Here is a 24,249-nt window from a genome sequence, read left to right on the forward strand (position 1 = left end):
TGGGGACATGACACAGAAGGCAGGAGAGCAGGTCAGTGCTGCCAGCCCGCAGGTCAGCATAACGACCACGGTGCCCGCTGATAACGCTGCACTGGTTCATAAAAGACGGCAACGCTGGCCGTTTTTTCTGGCTGGGGGAATCATTCTGGCCTTCATCATCAGTGTGCTGGTCATCGTTTTCGTCCCGGCAGCGCATGTATGGACGAATGACGCTTATGTAACAGCGCATTACAGCGTCATTGCCCCTCGTGTGCCCGGTCAGGTCGTGTCTGTTCCGGTGGATGACAACCAGACCGTTCATGCCGGGGACATTCTCGTGCAGCTGGACCCACGGGACTATCAGACGGCACTGGATCAGGCCCGGGCGGTGGAAGCACATGACCGTGCCCTTGTGATGGATGCCGCTGCCAGCGTGGCGCGTCAGCCTTCCATCATCGCCGAGGCAAAGGCCCGTGTGGCCCAGCTTTCCGCTCAGCTTCTTTTTGCGAAACAGAATGCCAGCCGTTACGCCCATCTGGCCCTTAATGGTGCAGGAAGCCGGGAAGAAGGTGAACGGACCCGTGCCAGTCTGGATGATCTGACAGCCTCCCTTCAGGCGGCAGAGGCGCAGAGAGATGCGGCAGAAGCGCAGCTCCGTGTACTGGAGGCACGACAGGATTCCAGCCGCCGTCAGGTGGATGTGGATCAGGCACGGGTGCATCAGGCCGAGCTGAATCTGTCCTATACATCCATCCGTGCTCCCTTTGATGGCATGGTCGGGGAACGTACGGTGCAGAGCGGCAATTATGTGCCGGATGGTGCTGCCCTCATGGTGGTGGTCCCGATGGACCAGCTCTGGATTGAAGCGAACTATCGGGAGCTTGCTCTCCAGCATATGCGCCCCGGTCAGAAAGCCCGTATCCACGTGGATGCCTATGATATTGATCTGGATGGTGTCGTGGACAGCGTTCCGCCTGCGTCTGGCGCAGCCTTTGCGCCGTTGGCCCCTGAAAATGCCACGGGCAATTTCACCAAGATCGTCCAGCGTCTGCCCGTCAAGATCACGCTGGTGCCGGGCCAGCCTCATGCCCGCCTGCTGCGGATGGGTTTTTCCGTTGAGACGACCGTGGATACAGGGCTGAGTTCCGTGGTGCGGGACCAGACACGGACAGACCGTGCGGTGACAGACAAATGAGTGTGAGAAATCTGTCTGTCCGTAGTGTGAAGGGAACGGTGGGGCTGGTTCTGCTGGCCTTGGGCGGATGTGTGCGGATGGGGCCGGATTATCAGGTTCCCAAGGAGGCCGATCAGCCCGCCTCATGGCAGAAGGCCGCCGATGCACGGGAGAAGCGGAACAGGGGTTTTACAAGCCCTGCAACAGTGGATGTCAGCTGGTGGCAGCAATGGCACGACCCTGTCCTGAACAGGCTGGTGGATCGGCTTTCCCGGGAGAATCTGGATATCCGGCAGGCGGCGACCCGTGTGCTTCAGGCTCGTGGGCAACTGAAGGTCGTGGCCGCAGAAGGGGTGCCAAGTCTCAACTGGGCTGGGTCTTATACATGGACACAGCAGAGCCGGAAGGGTTTTCTGACACTGGCCGAGCCTGCACCGGGGTCCAATCTGCAATATGAGCAGTATGCCAATATTGGCTCGGCTTCGTGGGACATGGATGTTTTTGGTCGCATCCGCCGCCTTGTGGAAGCCGGAAAGGCCCGTGTGGATGAGCAGCAGGCCTATGCCCGTGGCATTGCACTGGCCCGCCTTGCTGATTTCGTTGAGGCCTACCTGAGATTGCGGGCCGTTCAGGCACAGATCAGCCTGACGGAACGACATCAGGCGCTTGTGCGGCATGATCTGGCTCTCGTTCTGGCTCGCCAGAAGGAAGGGGCGGCGAATGATCTGGAGGTGGCGCAGGCCCGTGGGCAGGTCGAACAGACGGACAGTGCCCTGCCTCCCTTGAGGGACATGCAGGCCGCCCTGATCAACACGATGGGCGTCATGCTGGACCTGCCGCCTCGTGCGTTGGAGGAGGAGCTTCTGCCGGTCAAGCCGCAGCTGGATGTGCCTGTTTCGGTCGGGGTGGATGTACCTTCCAGCCTGGCACAGCGCAGGCCGGACATCATGGTGGCGGATGCCCGCCTGCATGCAGCTACGGCTGAGGTAGGGGCAGCGAAGGCGGCTTTCTATCCGGATATCAATCTGGCGGGCAATCTGGGAACGCAGAGCCTCTCGGCAGGGGATTTCTTCATGCCTGCCGCCAAATATTTCACCCTTGGCCCGACCGTGAATGTCCCGATCTTTGAAGGGGGACGGCTGCGGGGTACGTTGGCTCTGAAGAAAGCTGAGCAGAAGGAAGCGGCTCTCGCCTATCGTCAGACGGTCCTGAATGCGTGGCGGGATGTGGATGACGCCATCACAAGGCTGGCCCAGCTTCAGCTCCGCTATCAGCATGTTTCGGAGTTGGTGCAGCAGAACCGCAAGGCCTACAAGGCCGCCCGCCTGCAATATGCGGATGGCGCCGTGCCGTTTCTGGAAGTGGATAGGGCGGAATCCATGCTGCTTTCCAGTCAGGTAACGCTGGCGGATTTGCGGATGGAGACGACCCTAGCCGCTGTCAGCCTCTATCGGGCGTTGGGCGGGGGCTGGCAGCCCGTGCTTGCCGCCACTGAACAGCGTATGGTGGCCGATGCCCAGCATAAGAATGGGGAAAGCACGACCCAGTAAGGAGGAGAGGCGGAAAGGTGGCTTTTTTGCGAGTCATTAATGTGAATCTGTCTTGCGCCGCTGGAAGGTGGGGGATATGCCACAATCATGACTGATACACGTTTTTCCCCCCGTCGTGCCCTTCTGTCTGTCTCCGACAAGACAGGGCTGGTTGATCTGGCCCGTGCCCTCGTGGCCCGGAATGTTGAAATCCTTTCCACAGGTGGCTCTGCCCGTACGCTGCGTGAAGCTGGCCTGCCCGTGAAGGAAGTCTCCGAGCATACAGGCTTCCCCGAGATTCTGGATGGCCGGGTCAAGACACTGGTGCCGTGGATTCATGGCGGTATTCTTGGTCGGCGGGACAAGGAAGAACACAAGGCGCAGATGCAGGAACATGGCATTGCGCCGATTGATCTGGTCTGCGTCAATCTCTACCCCTTTGCGGCTACTGTGGCTTCCGGTGCCGATGCTGAACAGTGTGTCGAGAATATTGATATTGGTGGTCCGGCCATGGTGCGGGCTGCTGCCAAGAACTTCGCTTCTGTCGCTATTCTGACAAGCCCTGCCCAGTATGCGGGTTTCCTTGCGGCTCTGGAGCAGGGTGGTACGACACTGGCAGAACGCCGGGAATGGGCTGCGGCTGCCTACACACATACGGCAGCCTATGACGGGATGATTTCTGCATGGTTCACCCAGCAGGGTGATGAACCGGGCAAGGTCGTTCTGCCGCCGGTCCTGACACTATCCGGCCAGCGTGACGAGCTGCTGCGCTATGGTGAGAACCCCCATCAGGCAGCTGCCTTCTATCGTGATGGCAGCGCACGGCCCGGTCTGGCCACGGCGAAGCAGATTCAGGGTAAGGCCCTGAGCTATAACAACCTCAATGATACGGATGCCGCCTTTGAGGCTGTGGCTGAGTTTGATGAGCCGACCGTAGTGATCGTCAAACATGCCAATCCGTGCGGTGTGGCTTCTGCGGCTACGCTGGTAGAGGCATGGAAGGCTGCTCTGCGCTGTGACCCGGTCTCTGCCTTTGGTGGCATCGTGGCTCTGAACCGCACGCTGGATGAAGCCACGGCTGAACAGATCAGTGCGATCTTCACCGAGGTGATCGTGGCTCCTGATGCTGATGAAGGGGCGAAGGCCATTCTGGCGAAGAAGAAGAATCTGCGCCTGCTGCTGACGGGCGGCGTACCGGATGCTCAGGCACCGGGCCTGTCGTTCCGCTCCGTTTCCGGTGGTTTCCTTGCCCAGAGCCGGGATAACGGGCATGTGACGGAAGACATGCTGAAGGTCGTGACCAAGCGCAAGCCAACGGCGCAGGAAATGGCTGATCTTCTGTTCTCCTTCCGTGTTGCCAAACATGTGAAATCCAATGCCGTGATCTATGTGAAGAATCAGGCTACGGTGGGTATCGGTGCGGGGCAGATGTCCCGTGTGGATAGTGCACGCATTGCAGCCCGCAAGAGTGAAGATGCAGCGCAGGCTGCCGGTGAAGCCGAGGCCCTGACCAAAGGGTCCGTTGCGGCTTCTGATGCGTTCTTCCCCTTTGCTGATGGGTTGGAGAGCGTGGTCGCTGCAGGGGCAACGGCTGTTATTCAGCCCGGTGGGTCCATCCGGGATCAGGAAGTGATTGACGCTGCTGATGCCGCAGGTATTGCTATGGTCTTTACGGGGATGCGCCACTTCAGACATTGAGGTTTATGATGATCACCCGATTTTCTGCTCTTTTCGTGCTGGCATGTGGCCTGCTTGGTATGGTGCCTCTGGCAGCTCAGGCCGCAGATTGTCAGTACGATGTGAAGCCCGTGCCCGTTTTTACGGGTACGGTTAGTCGGATTACGGGTGATGGCGTTCTGTTTTCAGACGGGCGGGATGTTGTCATGCCGGAGTCTCTGTTGCCGTTCGTGCGTCTGGCCAATGAGGTGAAGGTTCACGGGCTGCTCAGCCTTGACGGGAAGAAAATCTGGGTGCTGGCCCTGTATGACAAGGACAGGCTGGTCTGCCCTTCGGCTCTGGATGTGCGGAAGGGCGCCTATCCCGGTTCGGCTGCCTATGATGTGATCGAGCATCAGGGCGGCGGGTCTCCCTGAGACGCCCTATGAATATCGCCTTCGTTGCCGCTTCGACCGAGGCGGCACAGAATGCCCTGAAGCGTTTTACCGAGCGCTATGGCAATGTCCCCTTGGAGCAGGCTGAAGTGCTTGTGTGTCTGGGGGGGGACGGCTTCATGCTGGAGACGTTGCTGCATATTGTGGGCCGCAATATTCCCGTTTTTGGTATGAATTATGGGACAATCGGTTTTCTCATGAACAGCCCTGAGGAAGATCATCTTCCTCAGCGTCTGGCCTATGCCCAGCATACGGAGATTGCCCCCCTGCATATGTGGGCCAAAACCACAGGCGGGGAGGTGCATGAAGGCATCGGTTTTAATGATGTCTTTTTGTACCGGGAAACACGGCAGACGGTTCATATAGGCATTGAGGTTGATGGCCGGTCTCGTATGTCCCGTCTGACCTGTGACGGGATTATTCTGGCAACGCCGGCAGGGTCTACGGCCTATAATCGTTCGGCTCACGGGCCGATTATTCCTCTGGGGGCAGAGCTTCTGTCTCTGACACCCATATCGCCTTTTCAGCCCCGGCATTGGCGGGGAGCCTTGTTACCGGCAGATGTAACGGTGCGTTTTACCCTGTCTGATACGGCAAAGCGGCCTGCTTCTGCGGTGGCCGGGCCGGAAGAAATCCGGGATGTGGCAGAAGTGATTGTTCGGCTGGATCAGGAAAAGAAAGTGACCCTTCTGTTTGATCCTGACCATAGTCTGTCCGAACGGATCATAGCGGAACAGTTTGCCGAATAATCCCGTCATCCTGCTCGTCTGATGGGCATGCAGGGCCCCGGAAAGTGCATGTAATGGAGAATGGTAATGCGTGGTGTAGTGCTCAGCTACGACTCTCAGAAGCATGAGGGGCTGATTAGTGGAAATGATGAGAAACGCTACCATTTCAGTGGGAGCAGCATTGAGTCTGATCCTAACCTGATGAGGGGTGGCGCTGCGGTCGATTTTGAATCACGGAATGGCGAAGCTGTTTCAATTTTTGTGATCGTGGAACAGAGGGATGCAACGAGTATGAGTCTGAACGGAATAGATGGAAAATCCAGAATGATTGCAGCATTGCTGGCGATCATTTGCGGTGGTTTTGGAATCCACAAATTCTATCTTGGCTATAAGCGTGCTGGCCTGATCATGCTGTTGATAACGCTGGTCGGGTTCTTCCTGTTTGGCATCCCAAGTGCGATTGTCGGGCTCATCGCTTTCATTGAGGGGGCCATTTACATCATGAAGTCAGATGAAGATTTTTATCTGACTTATGTGAAAAATCGTAAGGAATGGTTCTGACATTCTCCTGATACCAGCCTGAACCGTCCTGATTGGCGGGAGGTTTCAGGCTGGTATGGACCTTGTCAGCAGGCTGGGGTCAGCAGGGGCTTGCCGCTGAAATGGGCAAGCAGATTGTCGATGATGTTTTGCCCCATGGCCAGCCGTGTCTCCACGGTGGCAGATGCCTGATGAGGCTGAAGCACGACATTCTCCAGAGCGAAGAAGGCCGGGTTGATGGTTGGTTCGTTCTGGAAGACATCCAGTCCGGCCCCGGCGATTTTTTTGTTCTTCAGGGCATCCAGCAGGGCATCTTCATCAATGACACTGCCACGGGCCGTATTGATGAGCGCACCTTCTTTTCCTAGAGCGGTCAGAACATCATTGTTGATGATGTGTTTTGTGGCCGGGGTGGCGGGGAGAGTGATGACGAGTACATCCGCCCATGAAGCCAGCTTTAGAAGGTCCGGCTCAAACCGTAGAGGGCTTTCCGTACGGGGGCGGGGGTTGAAGTAGGCGACCTCCATGTCGCTGGCCTGTGCCCGCCGTGCCACAGCCTGACCAATGCGGCCGAATCCGGCAATGCCCAGTTTCCGACCATTAAGGGAATGAGCGAGCGGGGGAAGTTTCCCGGTGGCCCATTGGCCCTCTGTAAGGAACTGTTCGTTGCTTCTGAGATTCCGCTTCAGGGCCAGAAGGAGTAGCATGGCCATGTCAGCGACATCATTGGTAGAAATGTCGGTTGTGACAGTCACACGGATATTGCGCCGTTTGGCTTCTGTCAGGTCGATTTTGTCCAGCCCGACACCATTAACGGCGATGATTTCCAGATTCGGCAAGGCGGCCATGACATCCGGTCGCACACCATAGGAGCCACCCGTGGCGATGGCCCGGATGGAAGGAGCGATCACCTTCAGCGCCTCCATGTCGCTGAACGGATGGATGGTGAAATACTGCCCCAGAATCTCCAGAGTAGGCTCAGGGAGTGGTTCCAGAAGAAGGAGAGGCTGCTTTGTCGGTGTATTTTCAGTCATGATAGGAGACTTTCTGCGAGAAACAGGGGCCTGCCTTAAGGCCCGCTGGTATCTTGTTCACTTAATGGGATTATTGTCCAGATAGCGGGTGGCCAGAGCTTTGCATCCGGTTTCCACGTCTTGCCATGTGGTTTCAAACCCGGCTTCAGACCCATAATAAGGGTCGATGACATCACGGCCTTCCTGCCCCGGTACATGATCCATTAGAAGGCTGAGCTGGGCTTTGCTGCCAGCAGGTTGCAGTTTTCTCAGGGCGGCGAGGTGGGAGCGGTCCAGAGCGATGATGTGGTCGAAGCGATCGAAATCTTCCCGTCGGACCTGACGTGCCCGCAGAGGGTTACCATCCAGCCCATGCCTGCGGGCTGTTGCACGAGCACGAGGGTCAGGACGGTCGCCTTCATGCCAGTTTCCAGTCCCGGCTGAATCAATGTCAGCCATGATGCCACGCTGCTCGGCTTCCCGGCGCATGGCGAGTTCGGCAAGAGGAGAGCGGCAGATATTGCCTGTGCAGACAAAGAGAAAAGACGGAGTGGAAGGGGAGTGTGTCATGAATGTGTCAGCCAGATGAAGAATGCTAAGGTGAATATGGAGCTTATGGTGCCAAAGAAAAGGACCGAAGCAATTTCACGCTCCATCATGTGATAGCGCATGGCCAGAATGACATTCATGGCAGCGCTGGGCATGGCCATGGCGAGTACACCTTCCTGAAGGGTGAGAGAGGGAAGCCGCCAGAAGAAGGCCAGCGCACATATGCCAAGCGGTATGAGGATATTTCGCCCCAGAACCATGAGTCCAACAGGCAGACTGAACCGTACCTGACGGGCGCAGAGAACGACACCTGATGCAAAGAGAGCTGTGCCACCTGTAGCATGACCAAGAAGCTGGAGAGAGCTTTTGAGTGGAACAGGGAGGTGAACACCAGCCAGCACCAGAAGGAAGGCGAGCATGGGGACCCAGACGACTGGTTCCTTGCAGGAATGAAGAAGGTGCCCCCCCAACTCTCGCACTGTTTCCTGCCATGATAGATGCGTGTCATCCTGCCTCTGTTGTCGTTGCTGGTCGTGATTCATGAGGATCAGCGTCAGCGGAATTTGGCAGAGATTCATGATGAGGGACGCTACCGAGATCGGGACTGCACTGGTTGGGCCGAATAACTGCCCAAGAACCGGAATGCCAATGAAAGGAACGGAAGGGCCCGTTACCGTCATGGAGATCAGTGCTGCTTCGCCCTGTTTCCGCTTCATCCCCCAGCGTAATGCGGAAAAGAGGCAGACATAAACTCCCAGCATGGCAATGAGGATCAACCCAGCGAGTGGCCCGGCTGAAAGAACACGCTCCCGCGGTGTGCTGAGGATGGAGGCCAGAAGGGCCAAGGGGAGAGCATAGAGCATGACGAGCCGGATAAGAACACCGGCCTGATGGGAGTCAAAATCCCGCCGCCACGCAGCTAGATAACCTAACCCAAGCGTAACGAGTATGGGCAGGATGGCTTCTATGATGGTCAGGAAAAGGGCTGTCGTCATGGGCTGCCATCAATCCAGCGTTGGGGAGTGGTGGAATCAGCCTATGACGTTTCAGCCTGCAAGGGAACAGTCTTATGTTCCCTTGCAGAAGGGCTTCAGGCCTGTTTGCCTGCTGCCTGTGTGGTCAGAGAGTACGGGCCACCAGCCTGCACCTCAATACTGAGGATCTGCTGGGTTGCGCCTGTGGGGGGCAGGTCATGCAGGGCGAGTTCGGCTTCACCCTTGGTCCAGCGATGCGGACCAGCCTCGATGATGTCCCAGCCCTTCAGGTTTCTGTCTGTCAGATGGCGGGTGATGATCCGTTCATCGCCACCATTCCAAAGAGAAATTTGCCCGACAAGCACGCCCAGTTCACGCCGGTCATCCACATGGGGGCCAACCGCCTCGGACGGCCGGAAGGTGCGGGAACCGAGTGTGATCTTCTGCGTATGGGACGGCAGGGAGAACAGGTAACGCCCTGCTTCATGACGCTGCGGACGGATGGTTTCCCCATTTTCCAGACGGATATAAGGAGCCGGGTCTGTCGTCTTGTCGCCGCTGGAGGAAGCAGAAGCCTCATCCTGTTTCTTGAAACCAAGCTGGCTAGCACGTTCAGCAAAGCTGTCATAGAGCGGCTTCACAAACTCCTGCGTCACATCAAGCGGTGCAGCGGCATGTTCGTTCCAGTTGAGCTGCTCACGATCCACCAGACGCATGGTGTGTTCTTCAGCATCTTCCTGCTTGAAGATATCCTGCACGTCCGTGTCCAGCCAGCTTTCTGTCAGGACATCATTAGCCCAGATGACAGAATGCGGCTCGGTCTTCACATGATAGTAGTCATACTCGACCTGGCTGTAATCGTAACGGATGGATGTCCCGTTGATGAGCATGCGGGCAGGAACAAACCGTCCCTCAAAGTAGAAGCAGTGCTCTGGCGTGACAGAAAGGTCCTTGTTGGGCAGGCCTGGACCGAAGGCATCCTTGGAGACAAGAACAGACCAGCCAGCCATATCCTGCGGCTTGGAGACATCAACACGGGCACGGCGCTGAATGACAGCCGTGATCTCACGCACTTCTTCCTTGCCATCAACATAGACGCAGACCTGCTCGCCTTTACGCAGCCGCTCCACAGCCTTCTCCCCTTTGGGAGTGCGGATCATGCTGCCGGGGAGGAAGCACTTGTAATAGACAACAACCGTATTACCCTGCCCGTCATCGGCCAGGCTGAACCCGTTTGGATCGTAATTACCGCTGAGGCTCATGACCCATGTCTGTCCGCCAGAACCGTTCGTGGCTCCTTCAATAACGGTCAGAATATTGTTGCTGACAAAGACCGTACCATTATTGTCGTAGTTCTGCCCGGTGATCCGGATACGGGCGTTATAGCCCATGGAGGTGTTGATCAGTGTCGCACCGGACGCAATGGTGAGCAGGCCACCAAGAGCCGTAGGTCCACCAGTCGGGTCTGCCCCGACAATGGTTGCACCAGAGACATACGCACTAGACTGAAGCATGGTGTACGGATTGCTGACATGCGACCCGGTACCAGCATCATACGACACGACAGTCTGAAGGGCGGTACCGCCAGAGGCAACAGTCATGCTGCCATTGTTCGATATCTGGGCACCGCTGACCCAGCCGCCACTATTGACCATGACGTTCTGAACAGACGCACCCGGCATCAGCACACCGGAGGCCCCGCTCATGATTGTCAGTGTGTTGATGGAAGCGCCAGAATTGACGGTCGCATTACCGGAGGAAAGGAACACACTATTAACGAGGGCGCCAGAGTCAATGATGCTCGTACCCCCTGCGATAGCAGAGATGGTCTGTATGCTGTTGACCCCGGTGGGGATTTCAGCCGTGGCACCGCTGAGTGTCACGAGGGGGACCGTAGCACCGCTTGAGATGAAGACCGAGGCGCCTGTTCCGGCTGTCAGAGAGTTGGCAGATCCTCCGCCCGAGACAAAGACTGAGGCCCCAGCTCCAGAAGCTGCGAGAGAGCTGACGACAGCATTGCTGGCAACGGTGACAGTCCCACTAGCGTCATTAAGCGTTGCAACGGTTGCACCAGCATTGATGCTGGCGCTACCCAGATTGCCAACATCAACCTCGCCGAGGCTGTAGCCGGAATCAACAGAGAACAGACCATTAATGACGGAACTGCTGTAAGTATACCCGGCAATGAAGCCACCGTAGCTACTTGTAACAGTGCTGGCACCGGAAATTTGTACTGTAGCCCCGCTGGGGATCTGGGCGCCTGTCATCAGGGTGGCTGTCCCACCATTGATGGGGAGGAAGCCACTGACCGTACCGCCAGACGCAATGATGGCCGTACCGCCAGATATGGCGCCTACATTCGAAGCAATACCGCCATTGCTGACAATGATTGTACCGCCGCTGGCGTTGGTATTGTTGGGGTCGTAGCCTGCCTCGGCTGTCGCAGCAGAAGCACCGGGCTTTGTCAGGAGGCCCAACCCGCTAGCGGCTGCATAGAGACCAGATATGGAAGTGCCAGCAAGGGCACCACGGACACCACCGGCACTAGCGACCATAAAGTCAGCCGTAGCACCTGAAGGAAGGTTGTAGATGATGCCAGCATCATTGATGGTACCACCGTTATAGATGACACCCCCGGCAATAACGTTCGCCGTCCCACCAGCATTAAGGACAAGGTTACCTGCCGAGGCACCACTATCGACCTGAACCGTACCGCCAGAGTTGGCATAGACGTGGTTACCAGTACCCCCAGTTTTGATTTCGGCAAATCCGCTCTGGTTGGCACTGATATAGGCAGCAGAACCGCCGCTGGAGACGATAGCGATACCAGCGTTACCTATGGTAACAGTATTTCCGCTACCGCCAGATGAAACAATGGCACTACCGCCATTGCTGACAGAGATATTGTTACCGGTACCGTTTGCGCTGATGAAGATGCCAGCCTGATTGACAGCGTTTAGGCTGCTACCAACACCGCGAGAGGAAATAACAACACTGGCGCTATTAGTCGCACTGACGCTGTAGGCGGTACCCCCAACAAGGGTAATGTTACCCTTGCTTGTAACATACCCGCTATTCAGGAAGCCAGCACTGCTGACTATTTCCGTTCCGCCGCTAATGGTCGGAGAATAAGAAAGTCCCCCGCTCAGGATGGTGCCCTGCCCGCCCGAGAGAATGGTGGAGCCAGAAACAATACCGTCTTTCGAGACGACTTCCGTCCCGCCACTAGAGACGACATCATTGACAGAAGTGCCGCTACCATAACCACCGAAGCTGGACTGATAATTAGCATTCAGCCAGGTAACGTAAGTACCACCGGAGACACCCAGAATACCGCCACTCATGGCGGTTGCACCAGATGTTGTCCCACCTGCATTAATGAGGACGGCACCATTGGTGAATGTGCCATTGGAGGAGAGGCCGTTACTGACAACCAGCTGTTTGGCATCATTGACGAAAAGCTGGTTTAGAGATGTCCCATTGGAGAAAACGGCCTGACTACCAAAGATGGTCCCATTCAGGGCCACCCCACCGTTACCGACCCCGTAGTAACTGCCCGGGTTAAATGTGCCGCCAGACATCAGGCCACCGCTCCCGTTGGCGAGGTAGCCCTTCACGTAGAAGTCGTTGCCACCACCACCCACGAGGGCATATCCACCAGACCCTACGATAGGGTCGATGGCCGTACCGGGTCCTATAGCACTGGCCGCAGCGGGTGCGTTGGTCACGCCACCAGCGAAGATAGCGCCAGAAAAACCGACAATACCACCAATCACCTGCCCGGATCCCACGGCCTCAATGGAGGCGTTGGAGAGCGCAGTCGCACCATAGACCCTGGCATCTGCGCCCACGGCAGCAATGGACCCCTCATTAGCGGCCACACCATTGGAGAAGTAATGGTTGATGACCGGAACGAGGGAGTTCCCTTTTGCGCCCGACCCGATGACGTAGTAGTTCGATGTGTCCTGATGCTGGGTTAGCTGGGCTGTACTACCGCCAGTGATCACCCATTTGTAGTTACGTGGGTTGGGGTAGGGTATGTTGTCGTAGGCGGGGTTGGAGGTGTAAGTGACCATGTCTGAGCATCTCTCAATTTCAGGGTATTGGGAGGTAGGGTTACCAGAGAATAAATGAAGCGTTACGGGAATGCTAGCAAAATGAATCTTTTCGATTACGGTACTGGTTGAACAAATCTTAATCCGCTTAAGGTGTCATTCTCGGCAGAATAGAAGCTGAAGAACAAAATAATGGCATTTCCCTGCGGGGATGAAACAAGAACCCTATATCCCCCCTGGAGGGGCTGAGTGTAGGAGATATGGCGCGTTGAAGCTACGATAGGATGTGCTTCTTCCAGCTTTTCTGGGTTCTGAAAGTCAGAGATGGAATCATCTATGAAATTGTCAGTGCTGAATGCTTCTAATAGTGCAGCATCTTTTATATTTTTTTCAGAATCGGGGACGTTTACTATAGTGTAATTAAGTGAGCCACCAAGAAATGTTGAGAGTGCACATGAGCTTTCCGGGATTTTTATTTCGTATTCCTGCCCCTGTGGCAGGGTGCACAGCTCTGCCTGATAGCCATTGCGCCGGTATAGCGTAATGGCGGAAACTCCACTTTCATGGTGAGTTGGCTGGTAAAGGGGGATACGCAGCAGGCCAGGCCCAGCTGGGGAGAGAAACCATTCCTGAAAAGCCTTTAGGGCGGTAACGTCTCGCTGGGTCATGCTGGTTTTTCCTGAAGGACGGGTGATGTGGAGGTCCCGCTGCATCATGTGTCTGTTGGTGTCCGCGGGGGGATTCGAACCCTCGACCCCAGGATTCATACCACTTCGGCTTTCGCCGCCGGCCCGCAGCGGAGGGGGCCGTTCGTGGTCTGGACTGTCTCTTCACCACAGGGATGGAACCCTGCCATGGTGTCGCCCGTACAGTCTCTACACCTTCCGCCTTATTGCTGGAGCAAGGACGGCTTGGCTCGGGATTGGCTTGGCCGACAAGGCGTTAGCGTTCCCCGAATTTGAGCGAATTCATCGGATGGTTTGCCATTCCGATGCCCAATTATTTTAGGAATCCTGTGCTCTATCCTGCTGAGCTACGCGGACACGCAACGATTAGCTAGCGTTTTTTTTACAGTTTCGCAAGCCTGCCCTCATACCATGCCCCTTGGCCTGTGCGGGTGAGCACGATATGAAGGGGGGGTTCTGATCTGTTCTGACAGTTGATGCTTCCACCCCTGCCATGCTGGAAGCCTTGTTCAAGACCGGCCCTGGCACGGCCCTTGCAGGTTTGCCCATGTTCCCTTCATCACCGCATCCAGTATCCCGTTTTTCCGCTTTCTGGTGTTGCCTGCGCCGCCCCGTGGCTCTGACCCTGATGGCAGTGGTGGCTGTCGGTGGGTTGTCTGGCTGTGGTGGGGGTAAGCGTAATCCGTCTTCACTGGCGCAGCCGCGCAATCATCTGCTCGGTGTGGATCGTGGGGCGCAGGGTGGGGATGACCAGCTGCGTGGCGGGGTGAATGCCTATCTCTGGCGTGGAGCGATCGATACGCTTTCCTTCATGCCTATGGCCTCTGCCGATGCACAGGGTGGTGTGATTCTGACAGACTGGTATCAGCCATCCGGTTCGCAGGATGAGCGTTTCAAGATCGCTGCCTATATTCTGGACCGCCGCCTGCGGTCGGATGCCATCAGGTTGAGCGTGTTCCGCCAGACCCGCATCAATGGGGGAGAGTGGCAGGATACACCCGTGGCAGCCAACACGGCAGCGGACATTACAGCCCGCATTCTGGAACGTGCCCGTCAGCTGCGGGCCGAGAATGGCGGTGGGAAATAAGATAATCTGATGAGTGACATGACAGCCAGCAACGCTTCTGATTCCAGCTTCGACTTCCACGCTCGTGAGCCTCACTGGCAGGCCCGGTGGGCGGAGGCCGACATTTTCCACGTTCCGGATGTTCCGCCGGCTGATAAGCCGAAATATTACGTGCTGGAAATGTTCCCCTATCCTTCGGGGCAGCTGCATGTCGGGCATGTACGCAACTATACGCTGGGCGATGTTGTTGCCCGGTATAAGCGGGCCCGTGGTTATGCCGTTCTGCATCCGATGGGCTGGGATGCGTTCGGTCTGCCGGCAGAAAATGCTGCACGGGAACGGGGTGTGCATCCGGGCAAGTGGACGCTTCAGAACATCGCCACCATGCGGGGGACGCTGCAGCGGCTTGGCTTCTCTTTGGACTGGAAGCGTGAGATCGCCACCTGCCTGCCGGATTATTACGGCCAGCAGCAGAAGCTGTTTCTTGACATGCTGGCTGCCGGACTGGTGGAGCGGCGTGATTCCTCCGTCAACTGGGACCCGGTGGATCAGACCGTTCTGGCCAATGAGCAGGTGGTTGATGGGCGTGGATGGCGGTCCGGTGCGCTGGTGGAGAAGAAGACACTTTCCCAGTGGTTCCTCAAGATCACCGACTTTGCTGAGCCTCTGCTGGAAGGGCTGAAGGACCTTGATAAATGGCCGGAGCGTGTCCGCATCATGCAGGAACGCTGGATTGGCCGGTCCGAAGGGGCCCGGGTCCGCTTCAGCCTGCATAACCCGCCACAGGGTTATGATGTTGATGAAGATTCCATCGAGGTCTTCACGACGCGACCTGACACGCTGTTCGGGCTGAGCTTCATCGGGATTGCGGCGGATCATCCGCTGGCCCGCAGGATTGCTGCGAGCAACCCGGAAGCGCAGAGTTTCGTTGAAGAATGCCAACGTGTTGGTACGTCTGAAGAAGCGCTGAGCACAATGGAGAAGCGTGGTTTCGACACCGGCCTGCGTGTGGTGAATCCGCTGAACCCGGAACAGACCGCCCCTGTCTGGATCGCCAATTTCGTGCTGACGGAATATGGCACGGGTGCCGTGTTTGGCTGCCCCTGTGGGGATCAGCGTGATCTGGACTTTGCCCGTAAATATGGTCTGGATGTTCCTTCTGTCCTGCTGCCTGCGGGTGAGGATGAGGCCAGCTTTACCGTGGGTAAGAAGGCCGTCACGGGCGAGGCAACGCTCTATAATTCCGGTTTCCTGAGCGGGAAGACCACGAAAGAAGCCATCCGTGCCGCTATTGAGCGGGTGGAGGAGCTGGGTGTTGGTCAGGGTGTGACCAACTGGCGTCTGCGGGACTGGGGCATTTCCCGTCAGCGTTACTGGGGCTGCCCGATCCCCATCATCTATTGTGAATCCTGTGGGGCTGTTCCGGTGCCGGAAGATCAGCTGCCTGTGACGCTGCCGGAAGATGTGAGCTTCGACACGCCGGGGAATCCGCTGGATCACCATCCAACATGGAAGCATGTATCCTGCCCGAAATGTGGTGCAGATGCACGGCGTGAGACGGATACCTGCGATACGTTTGTGGACAGTTCATGGTACTTCGCCCGTTTCACGGCACCGAAGGCCGGAACACCGACTGATCGCAAGGCCGCTGATGGCTGGCTGGCTGTGGACCAGTACATCGGTGGCATCGAACACGCCATTCTGCATCTGCTTTATGCCCGTTTCTTCACCCGTGCGATGAAGAAGACAGGTCATCTGGATGTCAGCGAGCCATTTGCCGGGCTGTTCACGCAGGGCATGGTGACGCATGAGAGCTATCGTGACGGAACCCAGTGGCTCTATCCGGAAGAAGTCGAACATCGTGGGGATCAGGTTGTCCGCAAGGATAATGGAAATCCCGTTACGGTGGGACGTTCGGAGAAGATGTCCAAGTCCAAACGTAACACGGTGTCCCCGGTAGAGATTATTGAGCGTTACGGGGCTGACACGGCCCGCTGGTTCGTGCTGTCTGACAGCCCGCCAGAGCGTGACATGGAGTGGACGGCTGCGGGTGTGGCGGCATCCGGGCGTTTCATGCAGCGTCTGTACCGGCAGGTGCAGGCCGTGGCGGCCAAGGATAAGGCCGATGCGGCTCATGGTACCGCTGGTGAGGAGCTGCGTCAGGTAACACATCGCACGATTGCCGCTGTGACGGAGGCTCTGGAGAGCTTCACGCCAAATGTGGCTGTGGCTCGTCTGCATGAGCTCTCATCGGCACTGGGTGAGGCTGAAGGCAAGGAGGGTGATGGTCTGTCCGCTGCCCGCCGTGAGGTGGCCTATGTGCTCGCTATGCTGGTCTCTCCCATGATGCCGCATCTGGCTGAGGAGCTGATGCTTCTTCTGGAGCCGGAAGGCCCGATGGTGGTGGAACGGAGCTGGCCGGAAGCTGATGAGAGCCTGTTGGCTGTCAAGAAGGTGACTATTGCTGTGCAGGTTCTGGGTAAGCTGCGTGGCACGATTACCTGTGCTCCGGATGAGGCGAAGGAAAGCGTGCTGGCACAGGCCAAGGCTGAGCCGAATGTTGCGAAGGCGCTGGAAGGGAAGCGGATCGTCAAGGAGATTCACGTTCCCAACCGGATCGTCAACTTCGTGGTGGCAGGCTGAGCGGGAGAGGCTGGATGACCAATATGTCCCGGATGGGAAAAGTGACACGCTGGAGCCTCACCGTCCTGCTGGCAGGGCTGGGGCTGACCAGTCTGGGGGCGTGTGGTTTCCAGCCTCTTTATGGCAAGAAAGCCGGTCAGACTGAGAATGTTGTCAGTAATCAGCTGAAGGACGTGTTCGTAGCCAATATTCCGACCCGTTTCGGTCAGGAGGTCCGTTTGGGGCTTCAGAAAGAAATGGCGGGGGATGGCCCGGAGCGGCCAGAAGGTTATGTGCTGCGTGTCAGCGCCACGGCTTCGCTTGAGTCGATCGACATCCATCAGGATAATACGTCAGGCCGGACCCGTGGTGTAGGCTGGGCGGATTGGCGGCTCTATCGTGCTGGCGATAATGATACCGTCATTGCACAAGGGTATGCCCGGACATTGGACGGGTATAACATGTATATTGAGCAATATTTCGCGGAGACCCTTAATAATGAGACGCTTTACAAGCGTATAGGGGAAAGTCTGGCGCACGAAATTACAACACAGGTCGCCACATGGTTCCGGGCTCATCAGTCTCTGGGGCAGGAGAAATCCATTCGTCCGGGGCGTGATCCGTATCTGGATCGCCTGCCCGGTACCCAGCGGACTGATTTCCGTTATCTCGGTGTGGATGGCTTCCCGGCGAATGCAACCGGGCGTAGCAGCAACAATGCCTCGACCTCCACCGGCGAAGATAGCCGGAATCTGGAGCAAGAGGAGGATAACGGTCTGTGAAGATCACGGCGCAAGCTGTCCGGCAGACATTGAAGGATGCTGGCAGCTGGCGTGTCGTGCTGCTTCATGGGGATGATAGCGGGTTGATCCGGGAACGGGCCAAAGAGGCCGTTCAGGTCGTGGTGGATGATCTGGATGATCCGTTCCGACTGGCCCGTTTGGAAGCCGAAGAACAGGACAGACTGGAGGAGGAAGCTCTCGCTCTGTCCTTGACGGGCGGACGGCGTGCCGTCTGGCTGCGGGGCGTGCAGGATGGTGCTTTAGGCCAGCTTAAGACAGTTCTGGAGCATGAGAGCGATACGCTGATCGTGTTGGAAGGACCGGGTCTGACCAGCCGTTCTAAGTTACGGCAATTTGCAGAAAAACATAAGAAGGTGGCGTCCATTGGCTGTTACCCGGAAGAAGGGCGGACCCTCTCCCGGACAGTGGCGGATATTCTGGCGGAAGATCAGATTCGTCTGGATCGAGACGGGATGGCGTGGCTGCTTGGGCATCTGGGTAATGACCGGACGCTTGTCCGGGGGGAAGTGGAGAAGCTGCGCCTGTATGGCGAGCCCGGCAGCACTCTGACCGTAGATGACGTACAGGCCTGTGTAGGGGATTCCGGGCAGGCATCTCTTGATGATGCCGTCTATGCGGCACTGGCAGGCAATCGTCTGGCCGCTGACAGGGCCTTCGAGCGGGCTATGGGGGATGGAGCCAATCCCGTGGCTTTTGCCCGTGTGACCCTGTCCGTGCTGGAACGGTTCTGTCAGGCCTCTTTACTCATTCAGGCGGGACAGTCTCGTCAGGAAGCGATGGGGGCGCTGAAACCACCTGTCTTCTTTCGGCGTAAGGATGAGTTTCTGGCAGGGCTGAAGCGCTGGTCCCTGCCGGCTCTGTTGCAGGCTGCACAGGCAACTCAGGCGCTGGAGCTGGCTTGCAAGCAGAGCGGCACGCCTGATGAGCTTCTCTGCCGCCGTCATCTGGTCAGACTCTGCCACCCTCGTGCGTTCGAGCAGGATTGAAGCAGGGATCAGTCATAGATAGCACCAGAATCTTTCATTCGTCTGACTGGTTATTCTATTTATGAACAGACGTTAATCTGGCGAGAATGTAGAGTATTCTGCCCTTTCTGCTTCAGATGAAGGCAGGGCAGGGGCATCTTTAAATTAAACTTTATTATATAATGATAATTATTATCACCTAGATGAGCACCAGAAAATGTCCTTTTTTAGGTGGTGTTCATGAGTCGTTTCATCCGCAGTGGTCTCAGGCCGTTATCGGCCGCTCTGACGTTGGGAGGTGTGGTAGGAAGTGCCCACGCAGAGCCGGGAACGGCTAGTGTCACTCAGGATGCAGCGGCACCTGCTGAAGGTGCGGATGATGCCAAAGGGGTTCAGGCCAAGGGCGTAGAGCAGATTCATGTTGTCGGCCATCCGTTCAACACGATGCATGCGAGCAATGACATGGGGCGTATGCCGCAGGATGTCATGCATACGGCGCAGACGATTGATGTCGTGCCGAGAGAGCTTATCAGGCAGCAGAATGCCAAATCCCTTGATGAGGCCCTGAAGAACGTCCCCGGTATTACCGCTTCCGTTGGGGAAGGCGCCGGAGGCATGAGTGGCGATCAGTTCCTCATTCGGGGTTTTCCGGCACAGAATGATATTTATGAAGATGGCTTGCGGGATTTTGGTGTCTATACCCGTGACAGCTTCTTTCAGGATTCCGTGAATGTCATCAAGGGGCCGTCATCGGAGGTCTTTGGTAATGGGACGACTGGTGGTGCCATCAACATCATTACCAAAACCCCGACCTTGAAAGACCATTACGGTGTTGATTTCAGCGGTGGGTCAGGCAATTTTTATCGTGGCGTTGTGGATGTAAACCAGCGCATCAACGACACGTCAGCTTTCCGCATCGCAGGGATGGGGAACTCCAATGAAGTGGTGGGGCGTGATTACGTCCATTCCCATCGTTGGGGTTTGGCACCGTCCATTTCGTTTGGACTTGGAACAAAGACGACCGTTGTTCTTCAGGTCATGCATCAGACATCCCGTAACATTCCGGATTATGGCGTGCCGGTCGTGAATGGGCATCCCATCACGGAGAAATCGTCAGCTTTCGGTGTGTCCCGTAGCAACTGGTACGGAAAAACGCAGGATCACGATAATAGTGACGACACGATGGAGACGCTACGGCTGAAGCATGTCTTCAACCGGCATTTTACCTTTCATAATGATCTGCGTTTTGGTGAGTATAGTCGTGATTTTGCGGCTTCCACCCCGCAATGTGCCAATGCGTCATGTTCGGAAATGCAGATCTATAATCCAGGTTATAAGAAGGTCGATCCGGCGGCGGGCATTGGTCTCAATGGTGGCCCGATGCCGTATAAGCAGTCGAGCTGGTCTTTTCAGGACGTGGCCTCATTGCAGGCAGACTTCAACACGGGCTTTCTGCGTCATCAGGTCGTGACCGGGTTTGATATGGAATATGTGCAGGATTCCCGCAGGCAGTATGCTTACGATGCTGTGGGGGCACATAGAGCTATCCCATGGCAGAACACCTACCATCCTCAGCGTGATGACTATGGTTACGCAACCTGCCGTGCCGATTCTGGAAATTGCTGGAAGAATACAAACTATAGTCTGGGACGGCCTGATTCCCGTGGGTATGGCTTTGATACAGGTCTGTTCCTGTACGATCAGATATGGTTTGCGAAGTGGATTTCTGTCAAAGGGGGGCTACGTTGGGACCGCTGGCAGACCATGTATAAGACATGGGGCGCTGATGGTCAGGAGAGTGCGGCGGAGCGTGGCCCGCAGGGCAAGGCGCCTTCTGCGGCGCTGGATTATCACGATACGAAAGGTGTCATTAATCCGACAGCCAGCTTGCTGATTACGCCGAATAATTGGCAGACTTTCTATTTCACCTATGCCAGCTCTACAACGCCCATGGGCATGTATGTCACGAATGGGGCTCTGCCAATTCGTCCTGTGAACGGACAGGTGGCGACCCAGCCGGAACGGTCCCAGCTTTATGAAGTGGGGTCCAAGATGAGTCTGCTGCATGATCGTCTCGGTGCGACCATCTCGCTTTTCCGGCTGGACAAGAACAATGCTCTGACAACGGACCCGGTCGCTGGGCAGGTGCTTGCTACAGGTGTGAAGGAGCGGAATCAGGGGATGGAGCTTTCCCTTGGTGGGATGATTCTACCGGGCTGGAACATCACGGCGACTTATGCCCTGTATGATCCGCGGGTGATGTCTGGGGCCAATCATGGCCGGAATATCCAGTACGTGCCGCATAATCAGGCGACTCTCTGGTCTGCCTATGAGGCTTTTCCCGGCAAGCTCTGGAATTTCACAATTGGCGGTGGTCTGATATGGCGTGAAGGCGTGTATCTGGACCTTGCCAATACGGCGAAGGTCCCGGCGAATGTGGAGTTTGATTCGTATATTTCACATCGTATCAACCGGCATTGGGTTGCTTCGTTGAACGCCTATAACCTCTCTAACCGTCTTAATTACAACTCTCTTTTCAGCAATCGTGTGACACCGGCACCGGGCCGGGCCTTTCTGGCACGGCTCAGCATGGATTACTGAAGCCCCTTCATGAGGGTGGCCTTTGGAGCTGTGTTCCTTCTTTCTGAAGGGGCACAGCTTTTTTAGTTCTACAGGATGTGAGCTGCCTGCCTGATTGATAGGCATCACAGATAACATGATGTGTTTTCATAAAAAATTAAGTGAATCTTAAAAGAAATGTGTTGTTTTCGACACATCCAGTCATCTTCTGAAAATTGGAAACGGTCTCTTAAAGTTAAAATTAAGAATTAATCGCATTTATGGAGCCCGCTGTCCCACTGGGACGTGCGTGACCCTTTCAGGCAGAGGTTGTTCCATGAGTCGATTTATCCATCAATGTCTCAGGCCGGTTTCGGCGGTGCTTACCTTGGGAAGCGTGACGGGCGCTGCCTATGCAGCGGCTACATCACCGCAGGAAGGCACCATACCCACGGGGCAGGGAACGACTACATCGCCGCCCTCTATCAGCGAGGCGCAGAAAGATGGCGTGCAGGCCACGCAGGTGGAGCATATCCATGTCGTTGGGCATCCGTTCAATACGATGCATGCGGGCAATGATATGGGGCGTCTGCCGCAGGATGTCATGCATACGCCACAGACGATTGATGTGGTGCCTCGTGAGCTCATCAAGCAGCAGAATGTGAAGTCGCTGGATGAAGCCTTGCGTAACGTCCCCGGTATTACGGCTTCGGTCGGGGAAGGGGCTGGCGGCTTGAATGGGGATCAGTTCCTCATTCGTGGTTTTCCGGCACAGAATGATATTTATGAAGATGGGTTGCGGGATTTCGGTGTCTATGCCCGTGACAGTTTCAATTATGATTCCGTCAATGTCATTAAAGGGCCGTCTTCACAGGTGTTTGGCAATGGGACGACCGGCGGTGCCATCAATGTCGTGACCAAGACGCCAACAGCCAGTGACCATTATAATGTGGATTTCAGCGGCGGGTCAGCGGATTATTTCCGTGGCACTGTGGACGTGAACAAGACCATCAACGATAGAACGGCGTTCCGTCTGGAAGGCATGGGGGCTTCCAACAATGTCGTGGGGCGGGATCATGTCTGGGATCATCGCTGGGGCATTGCGCCATCCATATCCTTCGGGATGGGCACGAAGACAACGGTTGTTCTTCAGGTCATGCATCAGACAGATAATAGTGTGCCGGATTTCGGGATGCCGGTCGTTAAGGCACGGGGCTCGGCCTATGGGCGGCCGCTCTCAGAATATGGCGTGCCACGGCATAATTTCTTCGGCAAGCAGCAGGATCATAACCATACGGATGACACGATGGAGACACTGCGGCTGAAGCATATCTTCAACCGGCACTTTACCTTCCATAATGACCTACGTTTTGGGGAATATAGCCGCAATTTCGAGGCTTCCAAGGTCGTGTGTCGGGCAGGCTGCGTGCAGGCGCTCAATAGCGGAGATTATGGCAAAGGGCTGGTCAACCGCACAACGCCGGGCAACAGTGTGCCATTGCCTTACAGGCAGAATAGCTGGTCTTTTCAGGATGTCGCGTCTTTACAGGCTGACTTCAAGACATGGTCGCTGCGTCATCAGGTCGTGACGGGGTTTGATATGGAATATGTCCATGATTCCCGTCATCAGGATGTGTATGCGGGGACGATTCCGGCGGCTAATCTCCTGAATCCCAATCCGCATGAGGTAACGGATGCACAGGCACGGCGTATTCCGGGCGGGGATAACCCGAAGAATATGCCTTACATCATCGGTTTGGGGCGGAAACCGGATAATCATGGTTATGGGTTCGATACGGGTATCTTCCTGTATGACCAGATATGGCTGACGAACTGGGCGTCCATTAAGGGCGGGTTCCGCTGGGATCGCTGGCAGAGTGGCTATGATATCACGGGCGGCTCTGACACGACACTGGATGCCAAGAATCGTCCTGTGTCCAATGCGGACCGGCGCTTTCCGCAGACGAAGAATACCTTCAACCCTACGGCCAGCCTCGTGCTGACGCCAACCAGTTGGCAGACAATTTACTTTACCTATGCCAGCTCCACCACGCCGACAGGTATGTATGTGACCAGCGGTGCCGTGCCTGTGCGACCGGGAAAGAATGCCGGAACGGTTGATACGCACCCGCAGCGTGCCCGTCTGTATGAAGTAGGTAGCAAGTTCAGTTTCCTGAATGACCGTTTGGGAGCGACCATCTCGCTGTTCCGTCTGGACAAGGACAATGCCCTGACGACAGACCCGGTTTCCAACTCCACCATCAATACGGGCGCTCAGCAGCGTAATCAGGGTATGGAGCTTTCCCTTGGAGGCATGATTCTGCCGGGTTGGAACATCACCGGGACTTATGCGCTTTATGATCCTAAGACCTCCAATGATGGTGGTGGGAAGATGCATAATCAGATTCAGTATGTGCCGCATAATCAGGCGACTCTCTGGTCTGCCTATGAGGCTTTCGCGGGCCGGCCATGGAACTTTACCATCGGCGGTGGCCTGACATGGCGTCAGGGTGTGTATCTGGATAATAAAAATAGCTCCAAAGTGCCCGCCAATGTGGATTTTGACACGGTCATTTCCCATCATTTCGGGCAACACTGGCAGGTGTCCCTCAACGGGTACAATCTGGCTAACCGCCTGAACTACAACACGCTTTTCAGCGGCTATGCCACACCGGCACCGGGGCGGACATTCCTTGGCCGTTTGACCATGGATTACTAAGCGTTGTTTCAGGCCGGATTGAACATCTGGCCTGAAATATTTCGGATTCGTTCTGTATTACAGGCTGTAGAGAATGCCTGTTATTATGTTTGGTTTAGCTTATGGAGTTCGTTAATTTATAGGGTTTACTAATTATTTATGACGCCGTGATAGGCGGTGCAGTGCTCTGAGAGCGGC

General features: G+C 56.1%; 17 protein-coding genes. 12 read left to right on the plus strand and 5 right to left on the minus strand.

Annotated elements, in window-relative coordinates; genetic code table 11:
• The first annotated feature begins 7 nt into the window (after positions 1-7).
• From NQF86_RS05715 to NQF86_RS05740, 6 genes are all read left to right on the plus strand, one after another.
• Entirely contained in the window at positions 8-1,174 is a 1,167-nt protein-coding gene (locus tag NQF86_RS05715) for an HlyD family secretion protein (protein WP_266116671.1), read from the plus strand.
• Complete coding sequence (locus tag NQF86_RS05720; protein WP_266116672.1) at positions 1,171-2,703, plus strand: efflux transporter outer membrane subunit; 1,533 nt, start codon at positions 1,171-1,173, stop codon at positions 2,701-2,703. The genes NQF86_RS05715 and NQF86_RS05720 overlap by 4 nt, the downstream gene beginning before the upstream one ends.
• Positions 2,704-2,790: 87 nt before the next feature.
• On the plus strand, positions 2,791-4,380 hold the full coding sequence (gene purH / locus NQF86_RS05725; RefSeq protein WP_266116673.1) for a bifunctional phosphoribosylaminoimidazolecarboxamide formyltransferase/IMP cyclohydrolase: 1,590 nt from the start codon (positions 2,791-2,793) through the stop codon (positions 4,378-4,380).
• 5 nt (positions 4,381-4,385) lie between these two features.
• Positions 4,386-4,775, plus strand: a complete 390-nt coding sequence (locus NQF86_RS05730) for a hypothetical protein (protein WP_266116674.1) — start codon at positions 4,386-4,388, stop codon at positions 4,773-4,775.
• A gap of 8 nt (positions 4,776-4,783) precedes the next feature.
• Positions 4,784-5,542 (plus strand): NAD kinase, encoded by a 759-nt coding sequence (locus tag NQF86_RS05735; protein ID WP_266116675.1) that lies wholly within the window; start codon positions 4,784-4,786, stop codon positions 5,540-5,542.
• Positions 5,543-5,608: 66 nt separating this feature from the next.
• Positions 5,609-6,082, plus strand: coding sequence for a TM2 domain-containing protein (locus NQF86_RS05740; RefSeq protein ID WP_266116676.1), 474 nt, complete (start codon positions 5,609-5,611; stop codon positions 6,080-6,082).
• Between the two features lie 65 nt (positions 6,083-6,147).
• On the opposite strand, the gene NQF86_RS05745 is transcribed toward NQF86_RS05740, so the two are convergent.
• The 5 genes from NQF86_RS05745 to NQF86_RS05765 form a co-directional block, all read right to left on the minus strand.
• Positions 6,148-7,095 carry a 2-hydroxyacid dehydrogenase gene (locus tag NQF86_RS05745; RefSeq protein ID WP_266116677.1) on the minus strand — a complete coding sequence of 316 codons (948 nt, stop codon included), beginning with the start codon at positions 7,093-7,095 and terminating at the stop codon, positions 6,148-6,150.
• 57 nt (positions 7,096-7,152) lie between these two features.
• Entirely contained in the window at positions 7,153-7,644 is a 492-nt protein-coding gene (locus NQF86_RS05750) for a low molecular weight protein-tyrosine-phosphatase (RefSeq protein ID WP_266116678.1), read from the minus strand.
• Entirely contained in the window at positions 7,641-8,618 is a 978-nt protein-coding gene (locus NQF86_RS05755) for an AEC family transporter (protein WP_266116679.1), read from the minus strand. Before NQF86_RS05755 ends, NQF86_RS05750 begins: the two co-directional genes overlap by 4 nt.
• 95 nt (positions 8,619-8,713) lie before the next feature.
• On the minus strand, positions 8,714-12,673 hold the full coding sequence (locus tag NQF86_RS05760; RefSeq protein ID WP_266116680.1) for a Hint domain-containing protein: 3,960 nt from the start codon (positions 12,671-12,673) through the stop codon (positions 8,714-8,716).
• 95 nt (positions 12,674-12,768) lie between these two features.
• On the minus strand, positions 12,769-13,368 hold the full coding sequence (locus NQF86_RS05765; protein WP_266116681.1) for a hypothetical protein: 600 nt from the start codon (positions 13,366-13,368) through the stop codon (positions 12,769-12,771).
• A 598-nt stretch (positions 13,369-13,966) separates the two neighbouring features.
• Here NQF86_RS05765 and NQF86_RS05770 point away from each other — a divergent pair.
• The 6 genes from NQF86_RS05770 (at position 13,967) to NQF86_RS05795 (ending at position 24,072) form a co-directional block, all read left to right on the plus strand.
• On the plus strand, positions 13,967-14,425 hold the full coding sequence (locus NQF86_RS05770; protein WP_266116800.1) for a DUF3576 domain-containing protein: 459 nt from the start codon (positions 13,967-13,969) through the stop codon (positions 14,423-14,425).
• Positions 14,426-14,434: 9 nt separating this feature from the next.
• Positions 14,435-17,047 carry a leucine--tRNA ligase gene (leuS, locus tag NQF86_RS05775; RefSeq protein WP_266116682.1) on the plus strand — a complete coding sequence of 871 codons (2,613 nt, stop codon included), beginning with the start codon at positions 14,435-14,437 and terminating at the stop codon, positions 17,045-17,047.
• Between the two features lie 14 nt (positions 17,048-17,061).
• Positions 17,062-17,808: a hypothetical protein gene (locus NQF86_RS05780; RefSeq protein WP_266116683.1), complete on the plus strand. Its 747-nt coding sequence runs from the start codon at positions 17,062-17,064 to the stop codon at positions 17,806-17,808.
• Positions 17,805-18,815 carry a DNA polymerase III subunit delta gene (holA, locus tag NQF86_RS05785; RefSeq protein ID WP_266116684.1) on the plus strand — a complete coding sequence of 337 codons (1,011 nt, stop codon included), beginning with the start codon at positions 17,805-17,807 and terminating at the stop codon, positions 18,813-18,815. The genes NQF86_RS05780 and holA overlap by 4 nt, the downstream gene beginning before the upstream one ends.
• A 219-nt stretch (positions 18,816-19,034) precedes the next feature.
• Positions 19,035-21,395 carry a TonB-dependent receptor gene (locus tag NQF86_RS05790; RefSeq protein WP_266116685.1) on the plus strand — a complete coding sequence of 787 codons (2,361 nt, stop codon included), beginning with the start codon at positions 19,035-19,037 and terminating at the stop codon, positions 21,393-21,395.
• A gap of 295 nt (positions 21,396-21,690) precedes the next feature.
• Positions 21,691-24,072 carry a TonB-dependent receptor gene (locus NQF86_RS05795; RefSeq protein ID WP_266116686.1) on the plus strand — a complete coding sequence of 794 codons (2,382 nt, stop codon included), beginning with the start codon at positions 21,691-21,693 and terminating at the stop codon, positions 24,070-24,072.
• The last annotated feature ends 177 nt before the right edge of the window (positions 24,073-24,249 follow it).

The organism is Bombella pluederhausensis (assembly GCF_026385525.1).
In the GTDB taxonomy this organism is placed as follows: domain Bacteria; phylum Pseudomonadota; class Alphaproteobacteria; order Acetobacterales; family Acetobacteraceae; genus Bombella; species Bombella pluederhausensis.